The 22343-nt window shown below is 60.2% G+C and carries 20 protein-coding genes; 12 read left to right on the top strand and 8 right to left on the bottom strand.

Features of this window, described 5'->3' with window-relative positions; genetic code table 11:
• Positions 1–69 precede the first annotated feature (69 nt).
• The 6 genes from ACN0VH_RS15585 (at position 70) to folP (ending at position 8864) form a co-directional block, all read left to right on the top strand.
• Entirely contained in the window at positions 70–600 is a 531-nt protein-coding gene (locus tag ACN0VH_RS15585; protein WP_417701122.1) for a DUF6446 family protein, read from the top strand.
• Positions 601–725: 125 nt separating this feature from the next.
• Positions 726–2957: a glycine--tRNA ligase subunit beta gene (glyS, locus tag ACN0VH_RS15590; protein WP_417701124.1), complete on the top strand. Its 2232-nt coding sequence runs from the start codon at positions 726–728 to the stop codon at positions 2955–2957.
• Between the two features lie 349 nt (positions 2958–3306).
• On the top strand, positions 3307–5883 hold the full coding sequence (locus ACN0VH_RS15595; RefSeq protein WP_278921302.1) for a putative PEP-binding protein: 2577 nt from the start codon (positions 3307–3309) through the stop codon (positions 5881–5883).
• A gap of 172 nt (positions 5884–6055) precedes the next feature.
• The gene (locus ACN0VH_RS15600) at positions 6056–6709 is read left to right on the top strand and encodes a cell wall hydrolase (RefSeq protein ID WP_278921301.1); all 654 of its coding nucleotides are present in this window, start codon (positions 6056–6058) and stop codon (positions 6707–6709) included.
• Between the two features lie 242 nt (positions 6710–6951).
• Positions 6952–7872 carry a dihydroneopterin aldolase gene (locus ACN0VH_RS15605; RefSeq protein WP_278921300.1) on the top strand — a complete coding sequence of 307 codons (921 nt, stop codon included), beginning with the start codon at positions 6952–6954 and terminating at the stop codon, positions 7870–7872.
• Complete coding sequence (gene folP / locus ACN0VH_RS15610; RefSeq protein ID WP_278921299.1) at positions 7869–8864, top strand: dihydropteroate synthase; 996 nt, start codon at positions 7869–7871, stop codon at positions 8862–8864. Before ACN0VH_RS15605 ends, folP begins: the two co-directional genes overlap by 4 nt.
• On the opposite strand, the gene ACN0VH_RS15615 is transcribed toward folP, so the two are convergent.
• The 3 genes from ACN0VH_RS15615 to ilvC all read right to left on the bottom strand — a co-directional run bounded on the left by ACN0VH_RS15615 (position 8861) and on the right by ilvC (position 11864).
• Entirely contained in the window at positions 8861–9775 is a 915-nt protein-coding gene (locus tag ACN0VH_RS15615; protein WP_417701128.1) for a DMT family transporter, read from the bottom strand. The genes folP and ACN0VH_RS15615 overlap by 4 nt on opposite strands.
• A gap of 11 nt (positions 9776–9786) precedes the next feature.
• Positions 9787–10725 carry a DMT family transporter gene (locus ACN0VH_RS15620; protein WP_278921297.1) on the bottom strand — a complete coding sequence of 313 codons (939 nt, stop codon included), beginning with the start codon at positions 10723–10725 and terminating at the stop codon, positions 9787–9789.
• 116 nt (positions 10726–10841) lie between these two features.
• Positions 10842–11864: a ketol-acid reductoisomerase gene (gene ilvC / locus ACN0VH_RS15625; RefSeq protein WP_278921296.1), complete on the bottom strand. Its 1023-nt coding sequence runs from the start codon at positions 11862–11864 to the stop codon at positions 10842–10844.
• Positions 11865–11996: 132 nt separating this feature from the next.
• On the opposite strand from ilvC, the gene ACN0VH_RS15630 reads away from it, so the two are divergent.
• The 3 genes from ACN0VH_RS15630 (at position 11997) to ACN0VH_RS15640 (ending at position 14182) form a co-directional block, all read left to right on the top strand.
• A complete protein-coding gene (locus tag ACN0VH_RS15630) occupies positions 11997–12452 on the top strand; it encodes an Lrp/AsnC family transcriptional regulator (RefSeq protein WP_278921295.1) in 456 nt (151 codons plus the stop codon).
• The gene (locus ACN0VH_RS15635) at positions 12449–12907 is read left to right on the top strand and encodes an Lrp/AsnC family transcriptional regulator (protein WP_278921294.1); all 459 of its coding nucleotides are present in this window, start codon (positions 12449–12451) and stop codon (positions 12905–12907) included. The genes ACN0VH_RS15630 and ACN0VH_RS15635 overlap by 4 nt, the downstream gene beginning before the upstream one ends.
• A 150-nt stretch (positions 12908–13057) precedes the next feature.
• On the top strand, positions 13058–14182 hold the full coding sequence (locus ACN0VH_RS15640; protein ID WP_417701131.1) for an aminotransferase class V-fold PLP-dependent enzyme: 1125 nt from the start codon (positions 13058–13060) through the stop codon (positions 14180–14182).
• Positions 14183–14306: 124 nt separating this feature from the next.
• Here ACN0VH_RS15640 and ACN0VH_RS15645 read toward each other — a convergent pair whose 3' ends face one another.
• From ACN0VH_RS15645 to ACN0VH_RS15655, 3 genes are all read right to left on the bottom strand, one after another.
• Complete coding sequence (locus tag ACN0VH_RS15645) at positions 14307–15506, bottom strand: UbiH/UbiF family hydroxylase (RefSeq protein ID WP_417701133.1); 1200 nt, start codon at positions 15504–15506, stop codon at positions 14307–14309.
• Between the two features lie 114 nt (positions 15507–15620).
• A complete protein-coding gene (locus ACN0VH_RS15650; protein WP_278921291.1) occupies positions 15621–15872 on the bottom strand; it encodes a hypothetical protein in 252 nt (83 codons plus the stop codon).
• Between the two features lie 130 nt (positions 15873–16002).
• The gene (locus ACN0VH_RS15655) at positions 16003–16659 is read right to left on the bottom strand and encodes a pyrimidine 5'-nucleotidase (RefSeq protein ID WP_278921290.1); all 657 of its coding nucleotides are present in this window, start codon (positions 16657–16659) and stop codon (positions 16003–16005) included.
• A gap of 169 nt (positions 16660–16828) precedes the next feature.
• Between ACN0VH_RS15655 and ACN0VH_RS15660 the strand changes: the two genes are divergently transcribed.
• On the top strand, positions 16829–17482 hold the full coding sequence (locus ACN0VH_RS15660; protein WP_278921289.1) for a GntR family transcriptional regulator: 654 nt from the start codon (positions 16829–16831) through the stop codon (positions 17480–17482).
• Between the two features lie 64 nt (positions 17483–17546).
• Here ACN0VH_RS15660 and ACN0VH_RS15665 read toward each other — a convergent pair whose 3' ends face one another.
• Entirely contained in the window at positions 17547–19553 is a 2007-nt protein-coding gene (locus ACN0VH_RS15665) for a glycosyltransferase (protein WP_417701136.1), read from the bottom strand.
• Between the two features lie 387 nt (positions 19554–19940).
• Positions 19941–21104, bottom strand: coding sequence for a glutamine-hydrolyzing carbamoyl-phosphate synthase small subunit (gene carA, locus ACN0VH_RS15670; protein WP_278921287.1), 1164 nt, complete (start codon positions 21102–21104; stop codon positions 19941–19943).
• A gap of 234 nt (positions 21105–21338) precedes the next feature.
• Here carA and ACN0VH_RS15675 point away from each other — a divergent pair, with 234 nt between their 5' ends.
• Together ACN0VH_RS15675 and ACN0VH_RS15680 are read left to right on the top strand one after the other, a co-directional pair.
• Positions 21339–21812 carry a GatB/YqeY domain-containing protein gene (locus ACN0VH_RS15675; protein ID WP_278921286.1) on the top strand — a complete coding sequence of 158 codons (474 nt, stop codon included), beginning with the start codon at positions 21339–21341 and terminating at the stop codon, positions 21810–21812.
• Between the two features lie 219 nt (positions 21813–22031).
• On the top strand, positions 22032–22328 hold the full coding sequence (locus tag ACN0VH_RS15680) for a DUF1330 domain-containing protein (RefSeq protein WP_417701139.1): 297 nt from the start codon (positions 22032–22034) through the stop codon (positions 22326–22328).
• Positions 22329–22343 lie beyond the last annotated feature (15 nt).

The following is a 22343-nucleotide window of genomic DNA, read 5'->3' on the forward strand; positions in this document are numbered from 1 at the left end:
GTGGTCATATCCGGGCACCGTGCCCCAAGCGCGCCGCTGTGCGGGGCGAAATTATGAAGGTTATTGCTAATGTTGGGTAAGTTTCTTGCCATTGTTCTTGTCGTTTCCGGGCTCGCGGCGGGCGGGGCGATGTATTACCTGCAGGTCTATGGCTACTATGACGATGTTGCCCTGACCCCGGGGGAGGATGTGGTGCTGCTGCCACTGAACGCCGAGACCCCCAAGCCGATTGCCTATGAAAATTTCCAGGCGATTGACGCAGAAAGCTCGCCAATCCGCTATCGCGCCTGTTTCACCACCCCGCTGCGGCCGCAGGCGCTGGAACAGCTGTTTCAGGTTTCCAGCCAAAAGGACCCGCGCAATGCGCCGGGCTGGTTTGACTGCTTTGACGCCGAGGCCCTGGGCGCGGCTCTTGCGGATGGCACTGCGACGGCCTTTGTTTCTGTCAAAAACATCTTTTACGGGGTGGACCGCATTGTTGCGGTGACGGAACAGGGCCAGGGCTTTGCCTGGCATGAACTGAACGCCTGCGGTGAAAAAGCCTATGATGGCACCGTGGTCGGGGAAACCTGCCCGCCGCGTCCCACCCAGGGCGACTAGCCCGAAGACGATCTAAATGCGGTGGCCGCTTGTGATGGGATGGCCGCCGCCCCGTGAGACCAAAGCGCAATCTATCTGCGCGCCCGCCGTCAAAAGATGGCGCAACGACTGTGCAAGGAACTTCGATGCCTGATCTGCTGATTGAACTGTTTTCCGAAGAGATCCCGGCCCGCATGCAGGCGCGTGCAGCCGAGGACCTGAAAAAGCGCATGACCGATGGCCTGGTCGAGGCCGGGCTGACCTACGCCGGGGCTGCAGCCTTTTCCACGCCGCGTCGTCTGACCCTGGCAATCGAAGGTCTGCTGGCCGAAAGCCCGACGCTGCGCGAAGAGCGCAAAGGCCCCAAGGTGGGAGCGCCGGACAAGGCAATCGAAGGTTTCTTGCGCGGGGCTGGCCTGACGCGAGACCAGCTGGAAGAGCGCGACACCCCCAAGGGGGCGATCTATTTCGCCAGCATCGAAAAAGCCGGACGCCCGGCCTCTGCGATCATCGCCGAGGTGCTTGAGGCAACCATTCGCAACTTTCCCTGGCCCAAGAGCATGCGCTGGGGGGCGGGAACCCTGCGCTGGGTGCGCCCGCTGCACTCCATCCTGTGTGTGCTGAGCGATGAAAACGGTGGCGAAGTGGTGCCGCTGGAGCTGGACGGGATCACGACGGGCAAGACCACCCGCGGCCACCGCTTTATGGCACCGGATGAAATCAGCGTATCGGGTTTTGAGGACTACGCCGCCAAATTGAAGCGCGCCAATGTGGTGCTGGACCCGGCCGAACGCCGCGAGGCGATCTGGCAAGAGGCCAGCAATCAGGCCTTTGCCCGTGGGCTGGAACTGGTCGAAGACAAGGGATTGCTGGCCGAGGTTGCCGGCCTGGTGGAATGGCCGGTGGTGCTGCTGGGCGATATCGACGCTGAATTTCTGGAGCTGCCGCCAGAGGTGCTGCAGACTTCGATGAAGGAACACCAGAAATTTTTCAGCGTGAGAAACCCCAAAACCGGTCGGATCGAAGGCTTTGTCACCGTGGCCAACCGTGAAACAGCAGATCACGGCGCGACCATTCTGGCAGGCAACCAAAAGGTGCTGAGCGCGCGTCTGGCAGATGCGAAGTTCTTCTGGGAGAACGACCTGCGCACCGCAAAATCCGAGGTCGGCATGGAAGGCTGGCTGGAGAGCCTTGGCAATGTGACCTTCCACAACAAGCTTGGCACCCAAGCCGCACGCATCGACCGGATCGCAGTCCTCGCACGCGAGATCGCGCCCGTTGTCGGTGCCGATGCCGATCTGGCCGAACAGGCCGCCCGTGTGGCCAAGGCGGATCTGTCGTCTGAAATGGTTTATGAATTCCCCGAATTGCAGGGCCTGATGGGGCGCTACTACGCGCAGGCTGCCGGTCTGCCGCAAGAGGTCGCCAATGCCTGTCAGCTGCATTATTCGCCGCTGGGCCCCAGCGATGAGGTGCCAACGGAAGCTGTCTCTGTCGCCGTGGCGTTGGCGGATAAGATCGACACGCTGACCGGGTTCTGGGCGATTGATGAAAAGCCCACCGGGTCAAAAGACCCCTTTGCCCTGCGCCGTGCCGCGCTGGGCGTGATCCGCCTGGTGCTGGAAAACAACACCAGGCTGCCACTGGACCGTTACTTCGATGCGCAGTTGCTGCGCCACGAGATTGCCCAGAATGGCGATGACGAAGTGTCAGCCAGCCTGATGCGCGACATGCTGGGTGAAATTGCCGAACACGGCATTTTCGGCTCGGCCCTGCGCACCGTGGTTGACGCATTCGACGGCGATCTGCCGAAGCATCTGGAAGAGCTGGAAACCAGCCTGCCGGACATGTCGCGTGACCTGCTGGGCTTCTTCCACGACCGCCTGAAGGTCTTTCTTCGCGATCAGGGCATCCGTCACGATGTGATCGACGCCTGCGTGGCGATGGCGGGCAATGATGACCTGACGCTCCTGGTGAAACGCGCCCGCGCGCTTGAGGCGTTCATGTCCTCCGAGGATGGCGAGAATCTGCTGCAAGGGTTCAAGCGCGCCAACAACATCCTGAGCCAGGCCGAGGAAAAAGACGGGGTCGAATATTCCTTTGGTGCCGACAAGAAATTCATCGAAGACCCGGCAGAAGCGGCCTTGTTCGATGCGCTTGCCGCAAACGAGGGGGCGATCTCTTCGGCCATCGAGGCCGAAGATTTCGCGGCCGCCATGGGCGGCATGGCGGCGCTGCGCGAGCCAGTGGATGCGTTTTTTGAGGCGGTGCAGGTGAACTCCGACAAGGAAGTGGTTCGCCGCAACCGGCTGAATCTGCTGAGCCAGATCCGCAAGGTCTGCGGCCAGGTGGCTGATCTGACCCGGATCGAAGCGTAAGTCTGCCAAGACGATTGGCCCGGTTTCCTGGCCAAGTGGATCAAACATCTTCAAGGGTCGCGCTGTGGTGCGGCCCTTTTTTTGTTTTGCTGAGAAGCGTTTCAGGGGCCGATCTGCCCCTGAAAGCGCCGCTGCGAGTTTTGAGGCCGCGGCGGGCCTCAAGGCTGAACCCTGCTGTGCAGGGCCGCTGCGCGGGCCTTGACCCCCGTCGCGGCGAAAAAAGGGGACTTCTTGCCTGCTTTTGGGATTTGCAGCACTGTTTTATGGCTTTTCCGGCCTGGTGTCGGGGCTTGGGCCTTGCGGTGTGATCTTGGGGGATTATGCTGCAACACAAAGAAGAGGTGCCGCAGTGCAGAATCCCCCGTCTGAGACTCCGCTTGCTTCGTTGATCACCGCAACGGCGCCCATTGCCACGGCCAGTCACGGCGGCCGGGCCAAATGCCTGCAGCGACTGGTTCGGCTTGATTTGCCGGTGCCCTGTACCGTGGCCCTGTCCTTTGCTGCAGTGAAAAATGCGGCCGCAGGGGCGTTGCCCGATATTCGCGCCATCCTGGAAGAGTTTTCCGAGGATGCGCTGCTCTGTGTGCGCCCATCTTCAGAGGTGCAGGACTGGGGCGGGCCAAGTGCGATCCTGAATATCGGCATGAACGACGCGCGCTACCTGTCGTTGAGCAAGGTTTTGGGGCAGGAGGCTGCGGCCTCGCTGTATCTGCGGTTTGTGCAATCTTATGCGGTGCATGTGGCGCGGCTGGACCCGGATGTTTTTGACGATGTAGAGGATGGCGGGCCGGATGCCTTGAGCGAAATCCTGCAGGCCTATGAGGCGGAAACCGATGAGGAGTTCCCGCAGGATCCCGGCGAGCAGTTGGCGGCGGTCTTACGTTCCATGGCACGGGCCTGGGAGGGGACATCGGCGCGGTTGCTGCGTCAGGCCAAGGGCGCGCCGGTGGATGCGGGCCTGGGGCTGGTGGTGCAAGAGATGATCCCGGGGCTGGGTCAGGGGGAATGCGGCTCTGGGGTGTTGCAACTGGTGGATTCGACGACCGGCCTGCGGCAACTGACGGGCCGCTACCTGAGCCAGAGCCAGGGGCGCGAGGCCCTGGGGGCGGGGTCAAATGCGCTGTTCCTGGAAAAGGATGCGCGCGGACCTTCGTTGGAGGAGCTGGCACCGGAGGCCTTTGCCAGCATCAAGGCGGATGCCGCGCTGATGCGGCAGCGTCTACGCGAAGAGATGCAGGTCGAATTTGTTATTCAAAACGGAAAACTGCATATCCTTGACGGGGTGCGGGTGCTTCGATCTTCGCATGCGGCTGTGCGGATTGCGGTCGCCCTGGCCCAGGATGGGATTATCCCGCCGCATGAGGCTGTGATGCGGGTGGATGCCCATGTGCTGAATGAATTGCTGCACCGTCAGGTTGCCCCAAGCGCGGCGCGGGATGTGATCGGCTCCGGCATTGCGGCCAGTCCCGGCGCGGCAACCGGGCATCTTGTCTTTACGGCGGCGGATGCCCAGTCTGGCGCGGCGCGTGGCGAGCCCTGCGTGCTGGTGCGGCGCGAGACCTCGCCAGAGGATGTGCGCGGCATGCATGCGGCGGTGGCGGTGTTGACTGGCAAGGGCGGCATGACCAGCCATGCGGCGGTTATCGGGCGCGGCCTTGGCCTGCCCAGCATTGTCGGCGCGTCGGATATGACCTTTGATTCCCGCAAGAAACAGCTGATTTCCTCTAAGGGGCAGGTTTTTCACGCTGGTGATATCGTGACCATTGATGGCAGCAGTGGCGAGGTGCTGGCGGGCGAGCCAGAGATGCTGGAGGCGGCGCAGGATGATGCCTTCCAGGCCCTGCTTGCCTGGGCGGACGAGGCCCGTGACATCGATATTCGTGCCAATGCCGATACCCCGGCAGATGCGCAGACGGCGCGCAATTTCAATGCCCAGGGCATTGGCCTGTGCCGGACCGAGCACATGTTCTTTGATCCGGGTCGCTTGACGGTCATGCGCGAGATGATCTTTGCCGAAACCTCAAGTCGGCGCGCCGCAGTTCTGGCCCGGCTGCTGCCGATGCAGCGCGATGATTTCCATGAATTGTTTCGCATCATGGAGGGGCTGCCTGTCTGCATTCGCCTGTTTGATCCGCCGTTGCATGAATTCCTGCCGACCTCCAAGTCGGGCCAGCGGGAGCTTTCAGAGGCCCTGGGGATCCCGGTGAGCGATGTGACCCGCCGGGTCGAGGATATGGCGGAGTATAATCCGATGCTGGGCCTGCGCGGGGTGCGCCTGGGCGTGACGGTGCCGGAAATCTACGACATGCAGGCCCGCGCCATTTTTGAAGCCACGCTTCTGGCGTCTCGCGATAGGGCACCAGTGGTGCCCGAGGTGATGATCCCGCTGGTTTCGGCCAAGCGCGAGGTCGAACTGGTCAAGGCGCGCATCGATGCGGTGGCGGCGGCTGTCGCGTCAGAGCAGGGGGAGACCTTTGATTACCGTCTTGGCATCATGGTCGAAACCCCGCGCGCTGCGCTGCGCGCGGCAGAGATCGCGCCGCATACCTCTTTCTTGAGCTTCGGCACCAATGATCTGACACAGATGACCTATGGGTTGTCGCGAGATGACGCGGGCCGCTTTATGTCCAATTATGTGCAGCAGGGGGTCTTTCCTGAAGACCCGTTCCATGTGCTGGATGTCGATGGCGTCGGAGAGCTGTTGAAGCTTGGCGTGCAGCGGGGCCGTGAGGCAAACCCCGAGGTGACCCTGTCGATCTGTGGCGAACACGGTGGCAACCCCGAATCAATCGCATTTTGCCGAGAGGCTGGCTTTGATTATGTCTCGTGTTCCCCGTTCCGGGTTCCGGTGGTGCGCTTGGCCGCGGCGCAGCTCGCAATCCAAGAGAAAACCGGGGTGGTTTCTCCAACTTACGAAAAAAGCTAAGAAAATTTTCCTCTTTTCACCTCCACGTTTCTTTGGTCCCTGTGGGGGCGAACTGGTGTCGTGTGGGCCTGATTTTGCCAGAACTGGACGTTTTGCCAAAATGCGCTTAAGGGAGGCGCTTGTGACGGACTGGGGAGGCCGCACGCAAGCGGAAAAATGAGGATCCCTGAACATGAAATTCCTGACCTTGGCTGCCCTGGCGGCAGCAACATCAATGATGGGACAAGTGGCGGCGGCCGAAACCAGCTTGGGTGCCCTGTTCAAGCGTGAGCAATCCACCCTGAGCGCGGTCCCAAATACCCGGCTGTCCGGTTTTCTTGGCTTTCAATTTCGCCCCAAAGATGCGCCAGCAGATGATCTTTCGTTTTCGAAAGCCTGGTTGGATGAGCAGCCCATGGCCAAGGGTGGAGAAAACTTTGCCTGCCTAGCAGAGGCCTTGTATTTTGAGGCGCGCGGCGAGACGGTCAAAGGCCAGTTTGCGGTTGCCGAAGTGATCATGAACCGGGTTGAAAGCGCCCAGTTCCCCAATTCGCTGTGCGGTGTAATCAATCAGGGTACTGGGCGGCGCTATCAGTGTCAGTTCACCTATACCTGCGATGGACACAAAGAGGTGATTCGGGAAAAAACCGCTTATGAGCGGGTGGCCAAGGTGGCCAGGGCCGTGATTGATGGGGAGGTCCCGGACCTGACCGAGGGCGCCACCTATTACCACACCACAGCTGTGCGTCCGCGCTGGAGCCGCAGTTTTACCAAAACCACGCGCATTGGGGTGCACCAGTTTTACCGTGACGACCGCTACCGGACCGCGATGAACGACGAGAGCTGACGGCTAGGTTGATGCCAGCTCTGTACCGGAAACGGCCTGCAATCTGCGAAAGATCAAGGCAGGGGCCGGCTGGCCAGTGCGGCCCATTGATGTGACGTGGAAGGATGTTTTGGGCCGGGCGAAGCAGCTGCAACGCCGCATTCGCTCTCTAGTCTGGCGCTTGCAGGCCTGTTAAGGCCCCGGCACAAGAGTACACAGAACCCACCTTTTCCCGTTAGCCAGCCAAAGGCCCGTCTTTGCCCATGTCTTCAGAAGTTCGCCTCGCCTTTGAACACCCTAGCGAACGCGCCGCCGCAACGGCGCGGCCAGGCCCCCTGGACCGGATCTCTCTGCGCGATCACATGGTTGAGGTTGAGATTGGTGCCTTTCAGGCAGAACGCGGCAATACCCAGCGGATCAGCTTCAATGTCGTGGTCGAAGTGACGCCCTTACCAGCCGATCTGGACGATGACGTGGACCGGATCCTGTCTTATGACAAGGTCACGGAAGCCATCGCTTATGAGCTTGCGGCAGAGCGTATCAACCTTTTGGAAACATTGGCAGAACGCGTGGCAGAGCGGATCTTGCTGGAACCCCAGGCCGTGCGGGTCTTTGTGCGGATCGAAAAGCTGGACCGTGGCCCCGGTGCCCTAGGGGTCGAGATCGCGCGCTCAAAGGATCAGGTGAGCCACGTGGTCGAAGAGGATGAGCCACCGCATCCCCGGCTGATGTACCTGTCCAATGCAGCCATCGAAAGCAAAAACTTCTCTACCTGGATCGACCAGATGGCCTGCCGCCAGCGACCACTGATTCTCTGTGTTGGGGCGCATCCACTTGAGGTGCCCAAAACCGGCCATAAGATGACCCAGCGCCGCATTGATCTGTTGTCGATCGAGCAAAACGCCTGGCGCGTGGCGGCAAAAGATGACCGTTGTGTGGTGGTCGCCACCCGGACAGAGCTCGACTGGGCAATGAAAAATGGGCAGATCTGCGTCTGGGCTCCGTCCAAGATTGTGCTGGACGCGGTGGACGGACCATCTGCGGCCCCGTCTGAATCAGTTGCATTGGCTGCCTGGTTTGCGGCAACCTTTGAGGCAGGCGAGATGATCGTCATTGGCGCCGAGCTGCCTGCCTGTCCTCAGGTTCCTTTGCGCGTCGTGGATGTGGAGCAAACACAGTTGTGATGTATTACCGGCCGTTGGTGCGGCATGGAGAGACAAGACCAGAAGGTGCGCTGCCGCTTGCCGGTGGGGCGCTGTGGTTTTCCGAAGTCGAATTGCTAAGCCGGGATGCGCCGCCGCGCATCGTTCCGGCTGGGCTTATCCCGGCAGAGATGCGCCAGCGGCTGAGTTTTCGCCGCGCCGCCATTGCCGGGCTGGATATGACGCGTCCCCAGATCATGGGGATCTTGAACGTAACACCTGACAGCTTTTCTGACGGCGGGCGCAGTATCGGCGTAGCCGCCGGGCTGAGTGCAGCCCAGCGTTTGATTTCTGATGGGGCCAATATCCTTGATATTGGGGGCGAATCTACCCGTCCTGGTGCGAAGTTTGTACCCGAAGCAGAGGAAATTACGCGCACTGCGCCAGTGATTTCTGCCATTCGGGCGGTATCTTCGGTGCCAATTTCCATCGATACCCGCAAGGCGCAGGTCGCGATGGAGGCCTTGGACGCAGGTGCGCAACTGATCAATGATGTGTCCGGCTTTACCTATGATCCTGCGCTGGCACCTCTGGCGGCGCAGGCGGGGGCTCCGGTCTGCGTGATGCATGCGCAGGGTAGCCCGGAAACTATGCAGGACGATCCAAAATACGCCAATGTCCTGCTGGATGTGTATGACTTCCTGGCGGCGCAGGTGGATCGACTAGAAGCAACCGGCGTTTTGCGCGAACAGATCGTGGTGGATCCGGGCATCGGCTTTGGCAAGACGCAGGCACATAATCTGGCGCTGTTGAAAGGGCTGAGCCTGTTTCACGGGCTTGGCTGTCCAATCCTGCTGGGGGTGTCCCGCAAGAAGTTTATTGGCAGCATTGGTAATGCCCCCGAGGCCGACAAACGCGCGCCCGGCTCTATTGCGCTGGCGCTGGCTGGGGTGGCCGAAGGCGTGCAGTTGCTGCGGGTACACGATGTGGCCGAGACCGTTCAGGCACTGAACCTGTGGCAGGCGGTGCATTAGGCTCGCTTTGTCTTTGGCGTAAACATCCGGGTCAAGGCGCCCCACTGGCTGATGCAAACCCCGGATAGAATAAGCCCCAGCGCCAAGAGCAGGGTCGCGGGCAGCGGTTCTGCCAGAAACAGCGCGCCTAGCAGGACCGACCAGATCGGCACCTGATAGCTGGTGAGGCTCATGAAGGTGGGACCCGCGCCGCGAATGACCAGTATGCGCAGGAAATTGCCTGCCGCAGTGGGCAGCAGACCCAGCAGGGCGATCCAGAACAGTGTTTGGTGATCGGGTAGCGGGGGCGCTCCCTCCAGGATCAGCGCGAGGGGCAGGATCAGCAGCGCGCCAAGGCACAGCAAGACAGCCGCCAGCCCCACGGGATCCACCGGGGGCAGACGGCGCGTCAGGATTGACGAAGTCGCATAGCAGGCGGCTGCCCCCAGACATGCCGCCCGGCCCAGGGGTTCGTGCGCTGCGCCCGTGCTGTCAAACGCCTGGGTCCCGATCAGCAGTGCGACCCCAAGAAAACCAATCAGGAACCCGATAAAGCGGCGCAGCGACATGCGTTCTCCGGGGATGAGAAAATGCGCCAGTGGCAAGACCATCAGACCGGTGCCCGCCATGGCAACGCCGGTAAAGCCAGAGGTGATATATTGCTGGCCCCAGCTGATCAGCAGAAAGGGCAGCACCGTGCTGGTCAGGCCAAGAGTGGCGATGATTGGCCAGTTGGGGGCCCCATGAAACAGGCGAAAACCACGCGCCCCCCAGATGCACCCCATTACCAGCGCAGCACATACAATCCGCCCAGCGGTTAGCCAGACCGGGGTAATGCCCTGCAGCGCCAGCTCGATCACCAGAAAGGTGGATCCCCAAACGAGCCCCAGCGTAGCAATCATCAGCCAATAACGGCCCATATGTTCCGGCATATTCTGGCCCTTTATGGTCGTTGGCGATGGGCGGCCGGGCGGCTGAGCAACAGTCCGGCAAGGATAAGAGCCAGGGCCGCAAACAGCTGCGGCGGCAGGGTTTCATTCAGCAAGAGGGCGCCAAAGAACACCGACCAGACGGGCACTTGATAGTTTACGGTTGCCAGGAAACTGGGCCCGGCACTGCGCGCCACCTGCACCAGCAGCACCTGCGCCAGCGCGGTCGGCACCAGGCCAAGATAGAGCACCGCCAGCAGTGATCGTCCCTCAGGCAGGCTGGGCAGGCCTTCCTGCCACAGGGCGGTGGGGACGATCATCAATGCGCCGCAACTTAGCGCCGCTGCAGAAAGCGACAGCAGGTTCACGCCGGGGCACAGCCGGGTGATGATGGAGCCAATCGCATAGCACAGCGCTGCGCCAAGGCAGGCCAGCCGCGCCAGTGATTCATAGTCACTGCCCGCACTGGCAAAGGCCTTGAACCCGATCAGGGTCAAGACGCCGCCAAAGCCGATAAGGAAGCCCAGGGCGCGGCGCAGGGTCATGCGCTCGCCCGGCACCAGAACATGTGCCAGTGGCAGCACAAATAGCGGCACCACCGCCATGCAGACCCCGGCAAAGCCGCTGGCCACATAGGTCTGCCCCCAACTGAGCAGCGAGAACGGCAGCGCATTGCTGAAAAAACCCATCCCCAAAGCACAGAGCCAGATAAGGCGCCCCTGGCGGCTGGCAAGCGAGGGCAGGCCAATACGCATCACCGAGGTGATGGTCAGCAGGGCGGCCGCGCCCAGGCTGATCCGCCCAGCGGCAATCGTCATCGGCCCCAGCCCCTGCAGGGCAAGGGTCACGGACATAAAGGAGGAACCCCAGATAAGCCCGAGAATAAGCAGCTTGATCCAGTTGATGGTGCCGGCCCCGGTTGGGGCGGGCAGCGTTTGGGCTGGGCTCTGCATGGGGGGCTCCTGATAAAAAATAGCAAGGGCGTCCCAAGAAATGGAACGCCCGGCAGAAAAGTAAGGCCAAAAGGGACTAGACCGGGCGGACTGTTCCGCCAAGCCAGTTTGGCAGCTTAGTTTTTCTCTTTGTCGACCATTTTGCCAGCCGAGATCCAGGGCATCATACCGCGCAGCTTGGCGCCGGTGGCTTCAATGCCGTGTTCGTCATTGGCGCGACGCGAGGCCTTCAGTGTAGGCTGGCCAACGGCATTTTCGAGCATGAAGTCACGCACAAATTTACCCTGCTGGATGTCTTCCAGAACCGCTTTCATGCGGGCTTTGGTTTCGTCGTAGGGCAGGATGCGCGGGCCGGTGACGTACTGGCCATATTCAGCTGTGTTGGAGATCGAGTAATCCATGTTGGCGATGCCGCCTTCATAGATCAAATCAACAATCAGCTTCACTTCGTGTAGGCATTCAAAATAGGCCATTTCGGGCGCATAACCCGCTTCAACCAGAGTTTCAAAGCCGCAGCGGATCAGCTCTACCAGGCCGCCGCACAGAACGGCTTGCTCGCCGAACAGGTCAGTTTCGCATTCTTCGCGGAAGTTGGTCTCGATGATGCCCGAGCGACCGCCACCAATGGCAGAGCAATAAGACAGGCCGATTTCCAGCGCCTTGCCAGTGGCATCCTTGTCGACGGCTACCAGGCAGGGCACGCCGCCGCCTTTGGTATATTCGCCGCGCACGGTGTGGCCGGGACCTTTGGGCGCCATCATGATTACATCAACGCCGTCTTTTGGCTCGATCAGGCCAAAGTGCACGTTCAGACCGTGGGCAAATGCAATGGCAGCACCTGGCTTGATGTTGTCGTGGACGTATTTCTTGTAGGTCTCTGCCTGCAGTTCATCGGGCATGGTGAACATGATCACGTCACACCAGGCTGCGGCTTCTGCGATACCCATGACTTTCAGGCCCTCGCCTTCGGCTTTCTTGGCAGAAGGGGAGCCTTCGCGCAGGGCAACCACGAGGTTCTTGGCACCGGAATCGCGCAGGTTCAGCGCATGGGCGTGGCCCTGGCTGCCGTAGCCCAGGATGGCCACTTTCTTGTCTTTGATCAGGTTAACGTCGCAGTCGCGGTCATAGTATACGCGCATCTCTAAGATCCTCTTGGTTGTCGTTTGCAGGCACCATAGGCAAGGAGGGGGCGAAATGCACGGTGGTTCTGGCTGGAACTTACAGGATTTTTACAGTATTCATTCGTACTAAATTCAGATATTGATCTTTTCATGCTTGATGATCTGGATCGGCGCATATTGCGCCATATGCAAGGCGATGCGGAACAGTCGATTCCGGATCTGGCCGCGACACTGGGAATGACGCCGACGCGGCTGTCGCGCCGTCTCGATAAATTGCGTGAGGCAGGCGTCCTGCTGGGCAGCCGGGTGGTGATTGACTGGCACGCGCTTGGCTACACAGTTGAAGTGTCATTGCGGGTTACTTTGGAAAAGGCCAACCCGCGTGCCTTTGACGAATTTATTGCCAAAGCGCGTGAAATTCCCGAAGTGCTGGAAATTCAAACCTTTCTGGGGCAGGTCGATGTGCGGCTTTCGGTGATTGCCCGTGATATGGCGCATTATCAGCAGATCTATCGCAGCGCCATTCTGACCCTGCCGCATATCTCGGATATTGAGGCCCTGATGCATGTCGCCCGCATCAAAACCAATGAAAGCCTGCCAATATGAGCGATCTTGATGTTATCGATTTTGCTCTGCTCAAGGCGCTGTCGCGCGATGCCAATCAGTCGGCGGGTGCGCTGGGGCGCAAACTGGGGCTGAGCCAGCCTGCCACTTGGCGGCGCATCAAGCGGCTGCAGGATCTGGGCATCATCACTGGCCGGCGGCTGGAACTGGACCGCGAGAAGCTGGGCTTTGGTGTCACGGTCTTTCTTGGCGTCAAACTGGGCACCAAGGGCCGCGTCAGCCTGGAAGATTTTGAACGCGCGGTCTGCGCCATTCCCGAGGTGCAGACAGTGGAACATGTATTGGGGCTTTACGACTATCGCCTGCGGGTCACAGCCCGCGATATTGCCGATTTTGAACGGGTCTTGCGCCGCCGGGTCATGCTGCTGCCGGGGGTCGGTTCTGTGGATGCCAATGTGCTGCTATCCGAAGAACGTCGCCCCGGCCCCTTGGGTTAGGCCTATTCGGTGGCATTGTCTTTTGATTTTGGACAGAGCTATCGCCCCATGCCGGGTTTCGAGCGGGCGCGCAATTCAGTATATCTGCAAGGTAACCGCGCCCGGTATCCAAGGCGGGCGGGCAGTCATGCAAAAACATCGGAGACTATAATGGCGCTTTTGAACACTGTGGACCCGGACGGTCTCGACGAATTCTCGGTGGTCTTCACCGATCGCTCGCTCAATCATATGTCAAAGACCTTTCAGGCGGTGATGCTGGATATCAATGCCATGCTGAAAGAGGTCTACCAGGCCGAGGCAGTGGCGCTGGTACCGGGCGGCGGCACCTACGCAATGGAGGCTGTCGCGCGCCAGTTTGCCAAAGGCCAGGATGTTCTGGTGGTGCGCAACGGCTGGTTTTCCTATCGCTGGAGCCAGATCTTTGAAACCGGCGGTCTGACGGCCTCCTCTACCGTGCTCAAGGCCCGTCGGGCAGGAAATGAAGACCAATCGCCCTTTGCACCTGCCCCCATCGACGAGGTCACCGCGACCATCCGCGCACAAAAACCGGGTATCGTGTTTGCACCACATGTGGAAACTGCCGCTGGCGTCATTCTGCCAGAGGGTTATGTGCAGCAGATGGCTGCCGCCGCGCATGAAGTTGGTGCGCTGATGGTGCTCGACTGCATTGCTTCTGGCTGCGCCTGGGTGGATATGCAGGCCAGCGGTGTCGATGTGCTCATTTCAGCCCCGCAAAAAGGCTGGAGCGCCGCGCCCTCTGCCGGCCTGGTGATGTTCTCGCCACGCGCGCTTGCCCGGCTTGAGGACACGACCTCCGACAGCTTTGCCCTCAACCTCAAACAATGGCGCGCCATCATGCAGGCCTATGAAGACGGTGGCCATGCCTATCACGCAACCATGCCCACCGATGCCCTGCGCGCCTTTCGCGATACCATGCTGGAAACCCGGGACTACGGGTTTGAACGCCTGCAACAGGCCCAGTGGGACTTGGGCAATTCCGTGCGCGCGCTACTGGCCGGCAAGGGCGTCACATCCGTGGCGGCGGATGGGTTTGGCGCGCCGGGCGTTGTGGTTAGCTACACCCGCGACCCAGAGGTGCAAAACGGTAAGAAATTCGCCAGCCTTGGCCTGCAGATCGCCGCGGGCGTACCGCTGCAATGTGATGAACCAGAGGCATTCCGCACCTTTCGGATCGGCCTCTTCGGCCTTGATAAACTCTATGATGTCGAGGCAACGCTGGCGCGCCTGAAACCCGCCCTGGATCAGGTGCTCTAAGGGCCATTTGCAGGCAAAAGGCCTCAGATGTGGGGCCTTGATTTCATCTTGCTGAAAATACCTTCGCCGAAGGCCCCGGCTTTCCCCTTGGGAAAGCCGGTTTCTTATGCTTTCCGCCGCAGGCCTAGGATTTCACTCCAAGCCCCATTTGCATCAGGCTGCGCCGTACAGGTGCCAGCGAATAGAGCGCATTCAGTCCCAGCGCACGCAGATCGCGCAGCGGGCGGGCTTCAATCATTGAACTGCGGTTCAACAGATCAATCCCTTTCACCCGTATCAGAATCTCGCGGTGGCGCGCCCGGTGGTAGGTGGCCAGCATTTCAGCATCCCCCAGCCCCTCTGGGCGGGCTTCAGCCAATTGCAGCAGCAGCCGCAGATCGCCCAGTGACATATTCAGCCCCTGAGCGCCGATTGGCGGCACCACGTGGGCGGCTTCGGCCATCAGGGCCAGACGCTGATTTTCCAACCGGGCTGCATACTGGCTTATGATAGGCCAGATGCTGCGGCGCGAGGCCAGCGTCAGGGGACCGAACAGCCCACAGCTGCGACGGGTCATTTCCGCCTCAAACTCGGTGGGATCCAATGCCTGAAGGGCATCGGCGCGCGCTGCCCGTTCCATCCAAACCACCGCAGAACAGGGCTGATCCTCGTGGTCGGGCAGCGGCACCAGGGTAAAGGGCCCACCCGACCGGTGGATCTCGGTTGACACATTCTCATGCGGGATGGGATGGGTAACAGCAAAGGCCAGTGCCTTTTGTCCATAGCGGGTTGTCTTGACAGGAATGCCCGCTGCCTGCCGCATCGGGGATACGCGGCCATCACAGGCGATCACCAGCCGGGCGCGGATCTGGCTACCATCGGTCAGGGTGACGCGGGCCTCATCGCTGCGGGTAAACAGGGTTTCTGTTCCGGTGCCCGCGCGGAAATCCACATTGGGCAACTGGCTGATCCGCGACAGGATCTCACGGCGCAGCAGCCAATTGGGCAGGTTCCAGCCAAAAGGTTTGTCAGAAATATCAACGGCGTTGAAATCCTTGGTCACCCGCGGTTCCGGGGTGGATCCTCCGGCGTCGACAATACGCATGATCTGTAGCGGCGCGGCGTGATTGGCCAGGCTCTGCCAAAGGCCAATGCGCTCAAGCAATTCCTGTGCGGGTTGCAAAAACGCCGTGGTGCGCAGATCCGCCCCGGCGCCATCGCGGGTGGTTACCGGGGGGGTCGGGTCAACGCAGATCACGTGAAACCCGGCCGCCCCAAAGCCCGCCGCAGCGGTAAGACCGGCAACACCGCCACCGGAAATCAGAATATCACATGTTTCACCCATGGCCCTGCCTCCTGTCGTTCTTGTTCAGATAGGCTGGCAGCTGCAGCAATGACAAGCAGCATCTTCGCCTGGTGCCAGCGGGGCAGGGCCAATTGCGTGCCCCAGGCCCAGTGCCTAGCCCCGAGTGATGGCGATGAGCAGGGTAAAGATCACCGGCACCAAGGCAACGGCGGGCAAATAAAGGCCGGGAATGCCAAACAACAGGACCGAGCAGCCCCAAAGGCACACCAGGCTGATCAGGGCGTAGATGAAGTTTTCTTCCGGGCCATAGGCGACCTCTTTGGCGATCCGTCCCAACAGGGGCAGGGCAAAGAGAATACGTTGCCACAGGGGCAGGCGGTCGGGGAGAGTATAGGCAAGAGCCATGCGCGCGATCCTTATCAGTGTCTCGCAGCTGCATATAGGATGGAAAAGATACCTTTTGGAGATCTGTTTGCCGGTTCCTGACGATCTTGGCTGCGGCAGAATGTCCGCGCCGTGACTGGTCCGGCCGCAGTTACAGAATTTTGGCTAGAAATCCGGTCAGGTCATCGGTCTGGTGGTGGATGTGGCTGCTGTCGTGGTCTTCATCAAGTGGGTTTGGTGCAACATAGACAGTGCGCATGCCCATGGCATGGGGTGCAGAAAGGTTGCGCGGATCATCCTCGAACATGGCGGCACTGGCAGTCTGAATGCCGGCCTTTTCAAACACCATGTCAAAGGCGGCGCGCTCTGGCTTGGGGCGGAACTCGGCGTCTTCGACCCCGTAAATTCCATCAAACAACCCGCTAAGGCCCCGCGCGGCCAGAACGCGTTTTGCATAGGGCGCGCTGCCATTGGTATAGACGATACGCTTGCCGGGCAGCGCGTCAATGCGGGCGGCCAGTGCGGGATCCTGTTCCAGGTGATCCAGCGAGATATCGTGCACGGCATCCAGATAGGGCAGGGGATCCATGTCATGGTCGCGCATCAAGCCCGCAAGCGTGGTGCCGTGATCGCGCCAATAGCTGCTGCGCAGATGATCCGCCTCGGCTTGGTCCACCCCCAGCTGGGCCATCACATAGTTGGTCATCTTGACCTCGATCTGGTCAAACAGCCGGGCCGAGGGGGGGTACAGCGTATTGTCCAGGTCAAAGACCCAGTGGCGCACATGAGAGAAGGATGTCTTGATCATGATACTGGCTTAGGCAGGCCGGGGGCGATTTGCAATCGGGTTTTCTGGCAGAGCAGCGGCATTGTGGCAGTCGGCGCTGCCTGGTTTTCTGGATTATCGGCGTGCCAAGGCTTGTAAGCCATGGCACGACCTGTAGGAATATACCGCGACTGTCAAAGTGGGAAAGCCGATGAACCAGAGCCGCAGCAACCAGAACGATGCCTATTCCCTTATCCTGGAAGCGATCGACGTGGGCGTCTACAAGCCGGGCGACCGTCTGGTGGAAAGCGATCTTGCCGAGAAATTTGGCGTCTCGCGCACCCCAATCCGCGAGGCCCTGCAGCGGCTTGAAACCCAGTCGCTGCTGGAGCGGGACGGGCGTTCACTGATTGTCGCCTCGCTGGATCACAATCAGATGGCTGAACTTTATATGGTTCGGCGCGAACTGGAAGGCCTTGCCGCCAGTCTGGCGGCGCGCCACGCCACCGAAGAAGAGGTGCGGGTGCTGCAGGATATGGTCGATGCGGATGACGCGCTGGTTGATATGCCCTCTGATCTGGCCAAGGCGAACCGACGGTTTCACGAACAGATCCACCTGGCCTCGCATAACCGGTATCTGGTGCAGCAGCTGAACCTGGTGCATCGTTCCATGGCGCTGATGGCGACCACTTCGCTGGCAGCAGAGGGGCGTGGCGAAATTGCCCAGGCTGAACACAAGCGCATTGTCGCCGCCATCCAGGCACGGGATGAAGAGGCGGCAGGGCAGGCGTTGAAGGATCACATCTCTGTCGCCTTTATGACCCGGCTGAAGCAGGATGCCGGCGAACGTGGCAAGGGCCGCTAGCGGGTATCGCGCCGGATTCAGGCGCTATTTCACGGATAGGCGGCATAGAGTTTGCAGTGTCTTGTCAGACCTGTTCGGTATTGTCCCTGCGTTTTTTGGCGCTGGCAGTCTTTGCGGTCTGCGACCGCCCTTCTTTTGCCTGCGCGGACTGGGGCTGCGCGGACTGGGGCTGCGCGGATTGGGACTGTGCCGTCTGAGCTTCGCCAGGCTGCGCCGCAGCACGATCGGGCTGGACTGTCTGTTGTGGCTGGGGCGGCGGTTCTGGTCCAGTGAAAGCCGGATTGTCGGAGGGGCCAAGATGGTGCTGCGCATCAGTGTCGGGGGGGTGAACCCCATGGCTGGTCTTGTCCCAGAAGTAGGGATCATACAGCAGCTCATACAGGGCTTTGTATACGGCAATGGGCCCCATCAGATAATAGAACGGCAGCATCGGCACCCAGAGCGCCAGGCCAGGACGGCCTGAGGCAAAGGCCCCGAATGCGGCGATGATCATGCCGCAAAGTTCAAAAAAGACCAGCCAGGAAACCCCAAGATAGAGCAGATGTTCAGGCAGAATTTCGGCGCTGGGATGTGGCAGGCCAAAGACGATCAGCCAATATGTCCACAAAAAGGGGGACAGCAGAAACTGGCCGACCGTGCCGAGGAAAAATGCCTGAAAGCCTAAGAAGCCGACCCAGCCGAGTTCACGGGCCAGTCGAACGGGCTGGCGCATATGGACCAGATAGGTGGCCATAAACCCCTTTAGCCAGCGTGAGCGTTGGCGGATCCAGGCGGGATGGTGGCAGGCGGCTTCTTCATAGGTGGTAGTGGGCAGCATCTGGGTGCGATGGCCGGCGCGAAACAGGCGTACCCCGAGATCGGCATCCTCGGTCACATTATGGGCGTCCCAGCCGCCCAGATCATCCAACACAGCGCGCCGTATGAACATGGTTGTCCCACCCAGTGGTACCACCAGTTTAAGCCGCGCAATCCCCTGCAGCACGATGCGGAACCAGCCGGCATATTCCAGGGTGAAACAGCGTGATATCCAGTTTGCACGAGGGTTGTAATAATCCAGAACACCCTGAAAACAGGCCACTTCGGGCGGTGCCTGGGCAAAGGCGGCGGCGACCCGGTGTAATTGATCGGGTTGCGGTGCATCTTCGGCATCCCAAACCCCGACGATATCGCCGCGACAGAAATTCAAAGCATAGTTCATCGCGCGTGGCTTGGTGCGCAAGCTGCCCCAGGTTGGCACTTCGATCGCCTGCATCCAACTTGGCAGATTGGCCTTGGAAATGGCTTTCTGGGTGACGGTATCACCTTCCTCCAGCACCAGTATTATATCCATTAGCGCTGTGGGATATTGCAGTCGTCCCAACCGTTTGAGCAGCGCAGAACTGATCGCGGCCTCCTTGTAGAGGGGCACCAGCACGGAAATCTTGGGCAAAGCCTCCGCAGCGGGGGGCGGGCTGGCGACCAGCTGTTGTGGCTGTGCACCGCTGGCAAGTGGCGCTTGGTGTGCCGTTGCCTGTGTCAACAGATGGGCTGCCAGCCCCGTCAGTTTCAGCGCCGTATAAAGCATCAGCAGGATCAGCGCCGCGCCGCAACAGACAGCAAAGACCTCTAGCGGGAAAACGATAGACAGCGAAACGAACGAACTGACCGGCAGCAATTGTTTCAGCCGCTTTGAGTGTAAGAACAGGGTTCGGGTACTGAGCTCAGGCGCGATGCTGATGTTGGCCTGCCGCGCCATGGCGGTTTTGAAATGCTGTTGCAGCAGTGGCAGGATCTGGGGTTCGGGGGCCAGGACCGGGATAAAGGGGCCAAAGCGGTCTGTCAGAACTTGCCTCTGGCTTTCCGCGGCCTCGGCACTGCCAAATGCGATGGCAACGGTATCGCCAAGTTGGACCCAGGGAATTGCGCAGTTGCGCAGCCAGAAACTGGCAGGCATCCGGTTCAAGAGCGGGATGCTGGGCTTGTGTTTGCTCAGGTCTATGATGCGCAGGGCAAGGGCCTCGGCGCGGTAAACGCCATCGACCGCCGGTGGCGCGGATGGCAGCGTTTGCTCCCCAAGGTCTGCCGGTTCCAATGCCGCCGCCTGTTCGGACAGTGCAGCAAGGGACGGGGCTGTGCCGGGCAGCGCAGGGAGGTGTCTGTCAGTGGGCGTCGGCGGATGTCGCAGTGGTGGGGGCGGGTAGCCCTCTATTTCGACTTCTCCCGCTGGTCTTTGCGTCCTGTGTTTTTCCGACAGTTGGTACCGGGGCGCGGTATTGGAAACGGGTGTCGTTGCTCCTGCTCTGGTTGCCCAGGCAGGGCGGCGAAGACGTCTAGATCCGGGAGGCTGCGAACTGGGCATGCAATCACTCAACACCAAACAAACTCAGATCCTTGATGCATCCGAGATTGTTTAGCGTGACCTAGGCTAGGGGGTAGCTCAACAACCCTAGCGTGATTTTACCAAGAATTTACCCAGGCTTTACGAGGCTTTTCTGGTCGCCATGGCTTCGGCAAAACGTTCAAACAAATAGAAGCTGTCTTGCGGTCCAGGGCTTGCCTCTGGGTGATGCTGGACGGAAAAGACCGGGCGCCCGGTCATGCGAATCCCGCAGTTCGACCCATCAAATAGCGAGACATGGGTTTCTTCCACGCCTTTGGGAAGGCTTTGGGAATCGACGGCAAAGCCATGGTTCATCGAGGTGATCTCAACCTTGCCAGTGGCGTTTTCCTTGACCGGGTGGTTGGCACCGTGGTGGCCGTGGTTCATCTTGACGGTCCGGCCGCCAAGCGCCAGCGCGAGCATCTGATGGCCAAGGCAGATGCCAAAGACAGGCAGGGTGGTGTCCTGCAGCAGGCTTTCGATCATCGGTACCGCATATTCGCCAGTGGCAGCGGGATCGCCGGGGCCGTTGGACAGGAACACCCCATCGGGGTTATGTGCCAGCACCTCTTCGGCGGTGGCTGTTGCTGGCAGGACGGTTACGTCACAGCCAGCCGAAGCCAGGCAGCGCAGAATATTGCGCTTGGCGCCATAGTCGAGCGCAACGACCTTATGCACGGGGGCTTCCTGACGGCTATAGCCCTCGGGCCAGGCCCAACGCATTTCATCCCAGCGATAGCTTTGGGCGCAGGTCACCTCTTTTGCCAGATCCATGCCTTCCAGCCCCGCCCAGGCGCGGGCTTCGGCAATCAGGGCCTCGACGTCAAAATTCCCGTCAGGATCATGCGCCAGGGCCACATGGGGGGCGCCTAGCTGGCGAATGGCGCGGGTCAGGCGGCGGGTGTCGATACCGCCAATGGCGATCCGTCCGGTACGGCTGAGCCAGGCTGCCAGTTCTTCGGTGGCGCGCCAGTTGGAGGATTGTGTCGGATCCCATTTGACCACCATGCCGGCTGCCACGGGATCTGTTGTTTCGTCATCTTCTGGGGTGATGCCGGTATTGCCGATATGCGGAAAGGTGAAGGTCACGACCTGCCCGGCATAAGACGGATCGGTCATGATCTCTTGGTAGCCGGTCATAGCTGTGTTGAAACACAGTTCGGCCACGCATCGACCGGTGGCGCCAAACCCGGCTCCGTAAAAGACGGTGCCATCGGCAAGCGCCAGGCATGCGGTTGGCTTGGACGGTGCGGAATCGGCCATGACGAGACTCTCCTGAGGGTTAAATTCATCGGCTTTTAGGGGGCGGCGGGCGTGGGGTCAAGCCTGCCTGACATGCTTGGGCGCTTGCAAATGCACCGCCCGGAAAATGAACTATCGTGCGTCGCATTGGGCTATCGCTTGCCCTCAGGTCGGTTGCAACAGGCTGGTGCTTGAAATGCGCCCGGGGATTGGCTAGAGGTGCCAATTCCGCTTTCCTGAGGATGGATAAAACGTATGGATATGCGCAACCTGGTCAATCAGGCTCTGAAAAAGGCAATGAAAGACAAGGACGCCCAGCGGCTAAGCACGCTGCGCCTGATCAACGCTGCGATCAAGGATAAAGAGATCTCGACCCGTGCAGATGACGGCGAGACTGCCATCGGCGACGATGACGTTCTGGCGATTCTGGGCAAAATGACGAAACAGCGCAATGAAAGTGCCCGCGCCTATGAAGAGGGTGGCCGCCTGGATCTGGCGGAGCGGGAACTGGAAGAAATTGCAATCATCGAAGAATTCCTACCCAAGCAGCTGAACGACGCAGAAATCCGCGCTGCCGTAAAGGCCGCCGTGTGCGACACTGGTGCCGCATCAATACGCGATATGGGCAAAGTGATGGCGACCCTGAAGGGCAAATTCACCGGCCAGATGGATTTCGGCAAGGTCGGCCCCATGGTCAAGGACGAGCTGTGTAAAGACGGCGGCTGTTAGCAGGCGGCAGATCGCGTGTGCATGGGTGACATTGGCTGTCACCGCTGCAGCAAAGTTTGTTGACTTTTGCGGTGATGATTGGCGCGGTCTGAGTATTCATAGAAGGATACTCTTGATGGACCGCATCGTAATGATCGTTGTCTCTATCCTGTTGGGTAGGACTATTGGCTATATCGCCAAGACGCCTACGAGGATCCGATCCTCTGGGGAGGCTGCGGCATGACAGCCGTCATTATTGGTCGGATGCAAATCCATAGTCGGGATTGGATGGGCGAGTACTTCGCAAAAATTCCCAAGGTGGTGGAAGAGCATCGGGGGCAATTTCTGGTACGTGGCGGCGATCCCGAAACCATGGAAGGCAGTGATCCGCCGCCGGATGCTGCGTTCATCATTGCGTTGCCGGAGCGGGCTCATGCCAAGCGTTTCTGGAGTTCTGATGCTTTTCAAGCGCTTGCGCTATTGCGCCAGCCGGGTTCTACGTTGAATGCGATCTTGGTCGATAAGCTTTCGCAATGAATTGGCGGCTATGTC

Source organism: Pseudophaeobacter sp. (assembly GCF_048267565.1).
GTDB classification, from domain to species: Bacteria; Pseudomonadota; Alphaproteobacteria; order Rhodobacterales; family Rhodobacteraceae; genus Pseudophaeobacter; species Pseudophaeobacter profundi.